Raw genomic sequence first — 13,005 nt, forward strand, 5'->3', positions numbered from 1 at the left:
AGTGTTTTGACTATATAGCGTTTGCGGCGCCTATTTTTTGATACATGTAGAATTTTTATCCATCGATTAGTGATGGCATAAAGAAATAGCAAATAGATAATTATCAGACATGTTTAATTTGCTAATTAATTGCGGCAATTACATTAAATAAATGTAATTTATTTTAGGTGAGATAAATCGACAGGTAATAAAAAAGCCAGTCAGGAAACCTGACTGGCTTTTAAGCGCTTAACGAATCAACGATTAATCGTTGTCAGAACCGCCCAGGCCTGCGTTCAGCAGTTCTGCCAGGTTGGCAGAGGCTTCTTCTACGCTCACCTGCGGCGCAGCTGGCTGTTCGCCTGCTGCGCGACGGCGCATACGATCCTGGTGGTACGCATAACCGGTACCTGCCGGGATCAGACGACCCACGATGACGTTCTCTTTCAGACCGCGCAGTTCGTCGCGTTTGCCCGCAACGGCTGCTTCGGTCAGCACGCGAGTGGTCTCCTGGAACGATGCCGCGGAGATGAAGGACTCGGTTGCCAGAGACGCTTTGGTGATACCCAGCAGGTCGCGGGAATAGGTTGCCGCAACTTTGCCATTCGCTTCAAGCTCGCGGTTAGCGATCTTAACGCGGGAGTATTCAACCTGCTCACCTTCGAGGAAGTCGGAGCTACCAGCACTTTCGATGGTCGCTTTACGCAGCATCTGACGAACGATAACTTCAATGTGCTTATCGTTAATCTTAACGCCTTGCAGACGATAAACGTCCTGCACTTCGTTGGTGATGTAACGCGTTACCGCGTGTACGCCACGAAGACGCAGAATGTCGTGCGGCGCTTCCGGACCGTCGGAAACCACGTCACCACGTTCTACACGTTCACCTTCGAACACGTTCAGCTGACGCCATTTCGGAATCATCTCTTCGTACGGTTCGCTACCGTCTACCGGGGTGATAACCAGACGACGTTTCCCTTTGGTTTCTTTACCGAAGGAAATGATGCCGCTGATTTCAGCCAGGATTGCCGGCTCTTTCGGACGACGTGCTTCGAACAGGTCCGCAACGCGCGGCAGACCACCGGTGATATCCTTGGTACCGCCAGATTCCTGCGGAACACGCGCCAGGGTGTCACCAGAGCTGATCTGTACGCCATCTTCCAGCTGAACAATCGCTTTACCCGGCAGGAAGTACTGAGCAGGCATATCGGTGCCTGGGATCAGAACGTCGTTGCCCTGAGCATCAACAATTTTCAGCGCCGGACGCAGATCTTTACCACCGGAGGTACGTTCCGCGGAATCCAGAACCACCAGCGAAGACAGACCGGTCAGCTCGTCGGTCTGACGAGTAATGGTCTGGCCGTCGATCATGTCAGTGAAGCGGACGAAACCACTCACTTCGGTGATAACCGGCATGGTATGCGGATCCCAGTTTGCAACGGTTTCACCGCCAGCAACCTGTTCGCCGTCGCCTTTAGCCATAACGGAGCCGTAAGGCACTTTATAGCTTTCTTTGGTACGACCGAATTCGTCGATCAGCTTCAGTTCGGTGTTACGCGAGGTGATAACCAGTTTACCGCTGGAGTTCACAACCGACTTCGCATTGCTCAGACGGATGCTACCTTTGTTTTTCACCTGGATGCTGGATTCAGCAGCCGCACGAGATGCCGCACCACCGATGTGGAACGTACGCATCGTCAGCTGTGTACCCGGCTCACCGATGGACTGTGCCGCGATAACGCCGATAGCCTCACCTTTGTTGATGAGGTGGCCACGCGCCAGGTCACGACCGTAGCAGTGCGCACATACACCAAAGTCGGTGTCACAGGATACAACGGAACGAACTTTGACGGAGTCAACGGAGTTCTCTTCCAGCAGGTCACACCAGTGCTCGTGCAGCAGCGTGTTGCGTGGAACCAGAATGTCCGCGGTACCCGGCTTCAGAACGTCTTCAGCAGTCACACGACCCAATACGCGATCGCGCAACGGCTCTTTAACGTCGCCACCTTCGATAACCGGCGTCATGGTGATGCCTTCCAGGGTGCCACAGTCGTCTTCAGTGACAACCAGGTCCTGCGCAACGTCAACCAGACGACGAGTCAGGTAACCGGAGTTCGCAGTCTTCAGTGCGGTATCCGCCAGACCTTTACGAGCACCGTGGGTGGAGATGAAGTACTGGAGTACGTTCAGACCTTCACGGAAGTTCGCGGTGATCGGCGTTTCGATGATGGAGCCATCCGGCTTCGCCATCAGACCACGCATACCAGCCAGCTGACGAATCTGTGCCGCAGAACCACGCGCACCGGAGTCGGCCATCATGTAGATGCTGTTGAAGGAAACCTGCTGTTCTTCCTGACCGTCACGGTTAATCACGGTTTCGGTTTGCAGGTTATCCATCATCGCTTTGGATACACGATCGTTCGCCGCAGCCCAGATATCGATAACTTTGTTGTAGCGTTCGCCCGCAGTAACCAGACCAGACTGGAACTGTTCCTGAATCTCAGCAACTTCAGCTTCCGCTTCGCTGATGATTTCGTATTTTTTCTCCGGGATGACCATGTCATCGATACCAACGGATGCACCTGAACGCGCTGCATAAGCAAAGCCGGTGTACATCGTCTGGTCCGCAAAAATAACGGTCGGTTTCAGACCCAGAATACGGTAACAGGTGTTCAGCATCTTAGAGATCGCTTTCTTACCGAGCGCCTGGTTCACGATAGAGAACGGCAGACCTTTCGGCACGATCATCCACAGAATGGCACGGCCAATGGTCGTGTCTTTCAGGCTGGTCTTCGCGACGAACTCACCATTGTCGTCTTTTTCGTATTCGGTGATACGCACTTTAACGCGCGCATGCAGAGAGGCCAGACCGGCGCGATAAATACGCTCCGCTTCTTTCGGGCCAGTCAGCACCATGCCTTCGCCTTTGGCGTTAACACAGTCACGGGTCATGTAGTACAGACCCAGTACAACGTCCTGAGACGGAACGATGATTGGTTCGCCGTTCGCCGGGGACAGGATGTTGTTGGTAGACATCATCAGCGCACGCGCTTCCAGCTGGGCTTCCAGCGTCAGCGGTACGTGAACAGCCATCTGGTCACCATCGAAGTCGGCGTTATATGCCGCACAAACCAGCGGGTGCAGCTGAATGGCTTTACCTTCGATCAGAACCGGTTCAAACGCCTGGATACCCAAACGGTGCAGTGTTGGCGCACGGTTCAGCAGTACCGGGTGTTCGCGGATAACTTCGTCCAGGATATCCCAAACGACAGCTTCTTCGCGCTCAACCATTTTCTTAGCGGCTTTGATGGTGGTGGCCAGGCCACGCAGTTCCAGCTTGCCGTAGATGAACGGTTTGAACAGCTCCAGCGCCATTTTCTTCGGCAGACCGCACTGATGCAGACGCAGGTATGGACCTACGGTGATTACAGAACGACCGGAGTAGTCAACACGCTTACCGAGCAGGTTCTGACGGAAACGACCCTGTTTACCTTTGATCATATCGGCCAAAGATTTCAGAGGACGTTTGTTGGAACCGGTGATCGCACGACCGCGACGACCGTTATCCAGCAGGGCGTCGACCGCTTCCTGCAGCATACGTTTTTCGTTGCGTACGATGATGTCCGGCGCAGCCAGATCCAGCAGACGTTTCAGACGGTTGTTACGGTTAATGACGCGACGATACAGATCGTTCAGGTCAGAAGTCGCAAAACGACCGCCATCCAGCGGAACCAGCGGACGCAGATCTGGCGGCAGAACCGGCAGAACGGTCAGGATCATCCACTCCGGCTTGTTGCCAGACTGAACGAAGGCTTCCAGCAGCTTAATGCGCTTGGTCAGCTTTTTACGCTTGGTTTCGGAGTTGGTTTCGTTCAGCTCTTCACGCAGCTGCTCGCACTCTTGCTCCAGGTCCATGCTTTTCAGCAGGGCCTGAATAGCTTCGGCGCCCATCTTCGCGTCGAATTCGTCACCGAACTCTTCCAGCGCGTCCAGGTACTGCTCTTCAGTCAGAATCTGGTTGCGTTCGAGGTTGGTCATGCCACCTTCGATAACAACATAAGATTCAAAGTACAGTACGCGTTCGATATCACGCAGCGGCATATCCAGCAGCAGACCGATACGGGACGGCAGAGACTTCAGGAACCAGATGTGGGCAGTCGGAGACGCCAGCTCGATGTGGCCCATGCGCTCACGACGCACTTTGGTCTGGGTCACTTCAACGCCGCACTTCTCACAGATAACACCACGGTGTTTCAGGCGCTTGTACTTACCGCACAGGCACTCATAGTCTTTTACTGGCCCGAAAATACGAGCGCAGAACAGACCGTCACGTTCTGGCTTGAACGTACGGTAGTTAATGGTTTCCGGCTTTTTAACTTCACCGAAAGACCATGAACGGATCATGTCTGGCGATGCCAGAGCAATTTTGATCGCATCAAACTCTTCGGTTTTAGTTTGCGCTTTCAGAAACTTTAATAAGTCTTTCACGGATTTGCTCCCGTCGGAGTTAGCACAATCTGGCGCCGGGTTTTACCCCGGCACCAGTGACCTGTTTGAGCGAGAGTTACTCGTCTTCCAGTTCGATGTTGATGCCCAGCGAGCGGATTTCTTTCAACAGTACGTTGAAGGATTCCGGCATGCCCGGTTCCATCTGATGGTTGCCGTCCACGATGTTTTTATACATCTTGGTACGACCGTTCACGTCATCAGACTTAACGGTGAGCATTTCCTGCAGGGTGTAGGCCGCGCCGTATGCTTCCAGCGCCCACACTTCCATCTCACCGAAGCGCTGACCACCGAACTGCGCCTTACCACCCAGCGGCTGCTGAGTAACCAGGCTGTAAGAACCGGTGGAACGAGCGTGCATTTTGTCGTCGACCAGGTGGTTCAGTTTCAGCATGTACATGTAACCCACGGTTACCGGACGTTCGAACTGTTCACCGGTGCGGCCGTCAAACAGAGTGATCTGACCGGAAGTCGGCAGGTCGCCCAGCTGCAGCAGCTCTTTGATTTCAGCTTCTTTCGCACCGTCGAATACCGGCGTTGCGATCGGCATGCCTTTACGCAGGTTTTCAGCCAGACGCAGAACTTCTTCATCGCTGAAGGTATTCAGGTCAACTTTCTGGCGAACGTCAGCGCCCAGATCGTAAGCACGCTGGATGAATTCGCGCAGTTTCGCGACTTCTTGCTGCTGTTTCAGCATGGCGTTGATCTTATCGCCGATGCCTTTCGCAGCCATACCCAGGTGAGTTTCCAGGATCTGACCGATGTTCATACGAGACGGTACGCCCAGCGGGTTCAGTACGATATCTACCGGCGTACCGTTAGCATCGTGCGGCATATCTTCGATCGGGTTGATCTTAGAGATAACACCCTTGTTACCGTGACGACCTGCCATCTTATCACCAGGCTGGATACGGCGTTTAACGGCCAGGTATACCTTAACAATCTTCAGCACGCCCGGTGCCAGATCGTCGCCTTGGGTGATTTTACGGCGTTTCGCTTCGAGTTTTTTCTCGAACTCGTGTTTCAGTTCGTCATACTGCTCAGCCAGTTGCTCCAGCTGATTTTGTTTCTCTTCGTCGGTCAGGCCCAGTTCCAGCCAGCGATCGCGAGGCAGTTTGTCGAGCTTGTCAGCTTCAACGCCACCGGCAACCAGCACAGCGTAGATACGGCTGAACAGACCAGCTTCGAGGATCTGCAGTTCTTCAGACAGGTCTTTTTTAGCCTGCTTCAGCTGCATCTCTTCGATTTCAAGCGCACGCTTGTCTTTTTCTACGCCGTCACGGGTAAAGACCTGAACGTCGATAACGGTACCAGAGACACCGTTCGGTACGCGCAGAGAAGAGTCTTTAACGTCAGACGCTTTCTCACCGAAGATCGCGCGCAGCAGTTTCTCTTCCGGAGTCAGCTGGGTTTCACCTTTCGGCGTTACCTTACCAACCAGAATGTCGCCGCCGGTCACTTCCGCACCGATATAAACGATACCGGATTCATCCAGTTTGGAGAGCGCAGCTTCACCCACGTTCGGGATGTCAGCGGTGATCTCTTCCGGCCCCAGCTTGGTGTCACGGGACACGCACGCCAGTTCCTGAATGTGGATGGTGGTGAAACGGTCTTCCTGGACAACACGCTCGGATACGAGGATGGAGTCTTCGAAGTTGTAGCCGTTCCACGGCATGAACGCTACGCGCATGTTCTGACCCAGCGCCAGTTCACCGAGGTCGGTGGACGGGCCGTCGGCCAGGACGTCGCCGCGTTCAATTGGTTCGCCCAGGGACACGCAAGGCATCTGGTTGATGCAGGTGTTCTGGTTAGAACGGGTGTACTTGGTCAGGTTATAGATGTCGATACCTGCTTCGCCCGGGTACATCTCGTCTTCGTTAACTTTGATAACGATACGGGAAGCATCCACGTACTGAACGGTACCGCCACGTTTAGCCACCGCAGTAACACCGGAGTCAACGGCAACAGCACGTTCCATACCGGTACCAACCAGCGGCTTATCAGCGCGCAGAGTCGGAACCGCCTGACGTTGCATGTTCGCACCCATCAATGCACGGTTGGCGTCATCGTGTTCCAGGAACGGGATCAGGGACGCACCGACGGATACCACCTGCTGGGTGGATACGTCCATGTAGTCAACCTGGTCGCGGCTGAACAAGCTGGATTCGCCTTTACTACGGCAGGTAACCAGATCTTCAACAAAGTGGCCTTCGTCATCCAGGTTGGAGTTCGCCTGAGCAATGACGTAGTTACCTTCTTCGATAGCAGACAGGTAATGAATTTCGTCGGTAACAACACCGTCGGTCACTTTACGATACGGGGTCTCAAGGAAACCGTATTCGTTAGTCTGTGCGTACACGGACAGGGAGTTGATCAGACCGATGTTCGGACCTTCAGGCGTTTCGATTGGACATACGCGACCGTAGTGAGTCGGGTGTACGTCTCGAACTTCGAAGCCTGCGCGTTCACGGGTCAGACCGCCTGGGCCGAGTGCGGAGATACGACGTTTGTGCGTAATCTCAGACAGCGGGTTGTTCTGGTCCATAAACTGGGACAGCTGGCTGGAACCAAAGAACTCTTTCACTGCTGCGGAAATCGGCTTGGCGTTGATCATATCCTGAGGCATCAGGGTATCCAGATCGCCCAGAGACAGACGCTCTTTAACCGCACGCTCTACACGCACCAGGCCAACGCGGAACTGGTTTTCCGCCATTTCGCCAACGGAACGGATACGACGGTTGCCGAGGTGGTCGATATCATCGACTTCGCCTTTACCGTTACGGATATCGATGAGCTTCTTCATCACTTCGATGATGTCGTCTTTGCTCAGGATACCGGAACCTTCGATTTCGTCGCGCAGCAGAGAACGGTTGAACTTCATACGACCAACCGCGGACAGATCGTAGCGGTCTTCGGAGAAGAACAGGTTCTCAAACAGGCTTTCAGCCGCTTCACGAGTCGGCGGCTCACCCGGGCGCATCATGCGGTAGATTTCTACCAGCGCGCTCAGACGATCGTTGGTCGGGTCGACGCGTACAGTTTCAGAAATGTACGGACCGTGGTCCAGATCGTTGGTGAACAGCGTTTCGATACGCTTGTGGCCGGACTGGCTCAGTTTAGCCAGCAGATCCAGGCTCAGCTCCATGTTCGCCGGGCAGATCAGTTCGCCGGTCGCTTCGTCGATGTAGTCTTTAGAAGCAACTTTACCCGCGATGTACTCAACCGGAACTTCGATATGTTTGATATCGTCTTTTTCCAGCTGGCGAATATGGCGCGCGGTAATACGACGGCCTTTCTCAACGTACACTTTACCGTTGGCTTCGATATCGAAGGAGGCGGTTTCACCGCGCAGACGCTCCGGTACCAGCTCCATCTGCAGCTTGTTATCGCGAATTTCAAAGACCACTTTCTCGAAGAACAGGTCAAGGATCTGCTCAGTGGTGTAATTCAGCGCGCGCAGAATGATGGTTGCAGGCAGTTTACGACGACGGTCGATACGAACGAACAGGTTGTCTTTCGGGTCGAATTCGAAGTCCAGCCAGGAACCACGGTAAGGGATGATACGTGCGTTATACAGGACCTTACCGGAAGAGTGAGTCTTACCTTTGTCACTGTCAAAGAAGACGCCCGGGCTACGGTGCAGCTGAGAAACGATAACACGCTCGGTACCGTTGATAACGAAGGTACCGTTGTCGGTCATGAGCGGGATTTCGCCCATGTAGACTTCTTGTTCTTTAATGTCTTTAACGGTGCCTTCCGGCGCTTCGCGCTCGTAGATCACCAGACGCAGTTTTACGCGCAGCGGTGCGGAATACGTCACGCCACGGATCTGACATTCTTTAACATCAAAAACAGGTTCGCCCAGACGGTAGCTGACGTACTGCAGCTCTGAATTACCGCTGTAGCTCTGAATCGGGAATACGGAACGGAAGGCTGCTTCCAGACCATACTGCCCTTCAGGATCTTGCTCGATAAACTTCTGGAACGAGTCAAGCTGGATAGAAAGGAGATAAGGCACATCCAGAACTTGTGGACGTTTACCAAAATCCTTACGAATACGTTTTTTCTCGGTATAGGAGTAAACCATAGGGTTCCTCAGCTCGCTGACAAGTCGACCCATCTGCCCGGAAAGGGCAGTTTTTTATGCAACACTATTTTGTTGACCGGAAAATGGAACACTTTCCGCAATGCCTGTTGCTATCACGCTTAAACCATTTCATTGCGATTTACACAGCCCAGGAACCCTAACCTGTCGCAGTATATTAAGTCGTCGATAGAAACAAGCATTGTGAGGCAAACCAGCAGTCAAACAGTGTGAAATGCTACTGGCGCCTTACAGCGCAAAAAGGCTGGTGACTAAAAAGTCACCAGCCTCAGCCTAATTTCTCAGGCTGCAACCGGAAGGGTTGGCTTATTTAACTTCAACTTCAGCGCCAGCTTCTTCCAGAGATTTTTTCAGAGCTTCAGCGTCGTCTTTGCTGATGCCTTCTTTCAGTGCAGCCGGTGCAGATTCTACCAGGTCTTTAGCTTCTTTCAGACCCAGGCCAGTCGCGCCACGTACTGCTTTGATAACAGCAACTTTGTTAGCGCCAGCAGCTTTCAGAATTACGTCGAATTCAGTTTTTTCTTCAGCAGCTTCAGCCGGGCCAGCAGCTACAGCTACAGCAGCAGCAGCGGAAACACCGAATTTTTCTTCCATTGCAGAGATCAGCTCAACAACGTCCATTACGGACATAGCGGATACTGCTTCAATGATTTGATCTTTAGTGATAGACATTTAAATTGTTCCTGAATATCAGAATAAGTTTATACGTAAGCGAGTGCTTTACAAAGATAACTGCGATTAAGCAGCTTCTTTCGCATCGCGTACAGCAGCCAGAGTACGAACCAGTTTGCCAGCCGAAGCTTCTTTCATGGTTGCCATCAGGCGTGCAATTGCTTCTTCGTAGGTCGGCAGAGTTGCCAGGCGGTCGATTTGCGACGCCGGGATCAGCTCACCTTCAAAGGCAGCGGCTTTGACCTCAAATTTTGCATTCGCTTTCGCGAACTCTTTGAACAGACGAGCAGCAGCGCCCGGGTGTTCCATAGAGTATGCAATCAGGGTCGGACCAACAAACGTGTCTTTCAGGCACTCGAACGGAGTACCTTCAACGACGCGGCGCAGCAGGGTGTTACGAACAACACGCATGTAAACGCCAGCTTCACGACCTGCTTTACGCAGTTCAGTCATTTTATCTACAGTTACGCCACGGGAATCCGCAACTACTGCAGACAGCGCGCCTTTGGCTACTTCGCTGACTTCAGCAACAATCGCTTGTTTGTCTTGAAGATTTAAAGCCATTAGCTTTGCTCCTGGATGTTTGCCAGAGCTTATGCTCTGGAACTCACTTCACTCTATTCAACGAATAGAGCGTCTTAATACGGTGAGCAGAAACAAGCCAGAGTATCCAAAAAATAATCTTAGCGTTCTGTCACCGTCTACGCAGGGGATTAAGTTTCTTACGAAACACCTGCGGTCTTCGACGGAGGCCTGGATAGGCCAGGCTCCAACGAACAAATCTGTTAGCCGCTAACTTTCGTTAGCAAACGTGGGGGTAAGATTGTAGACAAAATCACCGCCCACGTAAAGGCATTAGTTTGCAGAAGCGTTCAGGCCAGCCTGATCTACTGCAACACCTGCACCCATGGTGGTGGAGATGCTAACTTTCTTGATGTACACGCCTTTAGCCTGAGTCGGTTTTGCTTTTTTCAGCGCAACCAGCAGAGCTTCCAGGTTTTCTTTCAGTTTGTCAGCGTCAAAGTCCACTTTACCGATGGTGGTGTGGATGATGCCGTTTTTGTCGTTACGATAACGAACCTGACCTGCTTTAGCATTCTTAACCGCTTCAGCAACGTTAGGAGTTACAGTACCAACTTTCGGGTTTGGCATCAGGCCGCGCGGGCCCAGAACCTGGCCCAGCTGGCCAACAACGCGCATTGCATCCGGGGAAGCAATAACAACGTCAAAGTTCATTTCGCCTTTCTTGATCTGGTCAGCCAGATCTTCCATACCTACCAGCTCGGCGCCTGCAGCTTTAGCAGCTTCAGCGTTCGGGCCCTGTGCAAATACGGCAACGCGAACAGAACGGCCAGTACCGTGCGGCAGTACAGTTGCACCACGTACGTTCTGGTCAGATTTACGAGCATCGATGCCCAGGTTTACAGCAACGTCAACGCTTTCAACGAACTTAGCGGTCGCCAGTTCTTTCAGCAGAGAGATGGCTTCGTTGATGTCATACTGTTTAGTTGCATCAACTTTCTCACGAATCACGGACATGCGCTTGGTCAGTTTAGCCATTTCTTAGTCCTCCACTACCAGGCCCATGGAACGTGCAGTACCTTCGATGGAGCGAGTCATCGCTTCAATGTCGGCACCAGTCATGTCGGCAGCTTTGGTCTGCGCGATTTCCTGCAGCTGAGCGCGGGAAATTTTACCAACTTTATCTTTGTTCGGCTTACCAGAGCCGGACTTGATACCAGCCGCTTTTTTCAGCAGAACTGCTGCCGGCGGAGTTTTGGTAACGAAAGTGAAAGAACGGTCAGCGTAAACGGTGATAACAACCGGGATTGGCAGACCTTTTTCCATGGATTCGGTTTTTGCGTTGAACGCTTTGCAGAATTCCATGATGTTAACGCCCTGCTGACCCAGTGCTGGACCAACCGGCGGACTCGGGTTTGCCATACCAGCTGCAACCTGCAGCTTGACGTAGGCTTGTACTTTCTTAGCCATTCTTAAATCCTCGAATTGGGTATTAACGCTTCAGAGAAGCTCCCCGTGATTAAACATCGTTTTACGGGCCAGGCCCATAAAAACAAAAGGCGCGAAATTGTATTCCAATTTCGCGCCCTATGCAACGATTAAATCGCTGCTTTTTTGATCGCCGGCTTACGCCTTCTCAACCTGGCCGAAGTCCAGTTCTACCGGAGTCGCACGACCGAAGATAGAAACGGAAACTTTCAGGCGGGACTTCTCGTAGTCCACTTCTTCAACAACGCCGTTAAAGTCAGCAAACGGACCATCGTTGACGCGAACCATTTCGCCCGGCTCAAACAGCGTTTTCGGACGCGGCTTATCGCCAACCTGCTGCAGACGGTTCATGATGGCATCGACTTCTTTGTCGCTGATCGGCGCCGGACGGTCGGAAGTACCGCCGATGAAGCCCATCACGCGCGGGACGCTGCGCACCAGGTGCCAGCTCGCGTCGTTCATGACCATCTGAACCAGAACGTAGCCTGGGAAGAATTTGCGTTCGCTTTTGCGACGCTGGCCGCCACGGATTTCAACCACTTCTTCGGTCGGAACCATGACTTCGCCAAACAACTCTTCCATGTTGTGTAATTTGATATGTTCACGCAGCGACGTAGCTACGCGACCTTCAAAACCGGAAAACGCCTGAACGACGTACCAGCGCTTTTTAGGAGCTTCAGACATCTCAGAACCTCAGGCCAGTGATAAAGGATACCAGGCGAACCAGAATACCATCCAGTCCCCACAGGATCAGTGACATTACTGCAGTTACGGCAGCAACAATCAGCGTGGTGTGCAGCGTTTCCTGGCGGGTCGGCCAGATCACTTTGCGGACTTCGGTTCTCGCTTCGCGGGCGAAAGCGACTGTCGCCTTACCTTTTGTCGTTAACAGAGCGACACCACCGGCAGCAGCGATAAGAATCACCACAGCCAGCGCACGGATCGCCAGCATAATGTCGCGATAAAGGAAGTTGCCTACGATGGCTACAATCAGCAGCACGGCAACGATAACCCACTTCAACGCTTCCAGGCCGCGCCCGCTCCCTTGAGCTTCGGTATTCGCACTCATAAACCAACCTGTCACAAGAATTCAGACAAACATCTTCGCCCCGCATTAAATGCGAGGCGACCAAACCGAAATGCTCTGCTGCGTTTCGGACTTTACGCCCTCTTCAGAGCCTGTCTCAGCAATGATTATGACAAAAAAAATCACTGATGAGCCAGGTTCTGGTGTGAAAGCGTGCAAAAAGGGCATCAAATGATGCCCTTTTATTGCGCATTGCGTCAAATGTTATCAGCGATTAGCCGAGAACTTTAGCAACCACGCCCGCGCCAACGGTACGGCCGCCTTCACGGATTGCGAAACGCAGACCATCGTCCATCGCGATCGGGTGGATCAGGGTAACAACCATTTTGATGTTGTCGCCCGGCATTACCATCTCTACGCCTTCCGGCAGTTCGATGGTACCAGTCACGTCAGTAGTACGGAAGTAGAACTGCGGACGGTAGCCTTTGAAGAACGGAGTATGACGGCCGCCTTCGTCTTTGGACAGGATGTACACTTCAGATTCGAACTTGGTGTGCGGCTTGATGCTGCCCGGCTTAGCCAGTACCTGACCACGTTCGATTTCTTCACGTTTGATACCACGCAGCAGAACGCCTACGTTCTCACCAGCACGGCCTTCGTCCAGCAGTTTGCGGAACATTTCAACGCCAGTACAGGTGGTTTTCGC

The 13,005-nt window shown here is 52.7% G+C and carries 9 protein-coding genes; all 9 read right to left on the reverse strand.

The window, feature by feature from the left end:
• Window positions 1–243: 243 nt before the first annotated feature.
• The gene (gene rpoC / locus ABLU80_RS13110; protein ID WP_015368824.1) at window positions 244–4,467 is read right to left on the reverse strand and encodes a DNA-directed RNA polymerase subunit beta'; all 4,224 of its coding nucleotides are present in this window, start codon (window positions 4,465–4,467) and stop codon (window positions 244–246) included.
• A 76-nt stretch (window positions 4,468–4,543) separates the two neighbouring features.
• Window positions 4,544–8,572, reverse strand: a complete 4,029-nt coding sequence (gene rpoB, locus ABLU80_RS13115) for a DNA-directed RNA polymerase subunit beta (protein WP_015704004.1) — start codon at window positions 8,570–8,572, stop codon at window positions 4,544–4,546.
• Window positions 8,573–8,896: 324 nt separating this feature from the next.
• Window positions 8,897–9,262, reverse strand: a complete 366-nt coding sequence (gene rplL / locus ABLU80_RS13120; RefSeq protein WP_003033114.1) for a 50S ribosomal protein L7/L12 — start codon at window positions 9,260–9,262, stop codon at window positions 8,897–8,899.
• A 66-nt stretch (window positions 9,263–9,328) separates the two neighbouring features.
• The gene (rplJ, locus tag ABLU80_RS13125) at window positions 9,329–9,826 is read right to left on the reverse strand and encodes a 50S ribosomal protein L10 (RefSeq protein WP_004097644.1); all 498 of its coding nucleotides are present in this window, start codon (window positions 9,824–9,826) and stop codon (window positions 9,329–9,331) included.
• A gap of 291 nt (window positions 9,827–10,117) precedes the next feature.
• Window positions 10,118–10,822, reverse strand: a complete 705-nt coding sequence (rplA, locus tag ABLU80_RS13130; RefSeq protein WP_015368826.1) for a 50S ribosomal protein L1 — start codon at window positions 10,820–10,822, stop codon at window positions 10,118–10,120.
• Between the two features lie 3 nt (window positions 10,823–10,825).
• On the reverse strand, window positions 10,826–11,254 hold the full coding sequence (rplK, locus tag ABLU80_RS13135; protein ID WP_008808007.1) for a 50S ribosomal protein L11: 429 nt from the start codon (window positions 11,252–11,254) through the stop codon (window positions 10,826–10,828).
• Window positions 11,255–11,410: 156 nt separating this feature from the next.
• Window positions 11,411–11,956, reverse strand: coding sequence for a transcription termination/antitermination protein NusG (nusG, locus tag ABLU80_RS13140; protein ID WP_007665882.1), 546 nt, complete (start codon window positions 11,954–11,956; stop codon window positions 11,411–11,413).
• A 1-nt stretch (window position 11,957) separates the two neighbouring features.
• Window positions 11,958–12,341, reverse strand: coding sequence for a preprotein translocase subunit SecE (gene secE / locus ABLU80_RS13145; RefSeq protein ID WP_015368827.1), 384 nt, complete (start codon window positions 12,339–12,341; stop codon window positions 11,958–11,960).
• Window positions 12,342–12,573: 232 nt separating this feature from the next.
• Window positions 12,574–13,005 (reverse strand): EF-Tu/IF-2/RF-3 family GTPase (locus tag ABLU80_RS13150; RefSeq protein ID WP_348850057.1); only part of this gene is annotated, 432 nt, incomplete at its 5' end.

This window comes from Klebsiella sp. CN_Kp104 (assembly GCF_040064515.1).
Lineage (GTDB): Bacteria > Pseudomonadota > Gammaproteobacteria > Enterobacterales > Enterobacteriaceae > Klebsiella > Klebsiella aerogenes.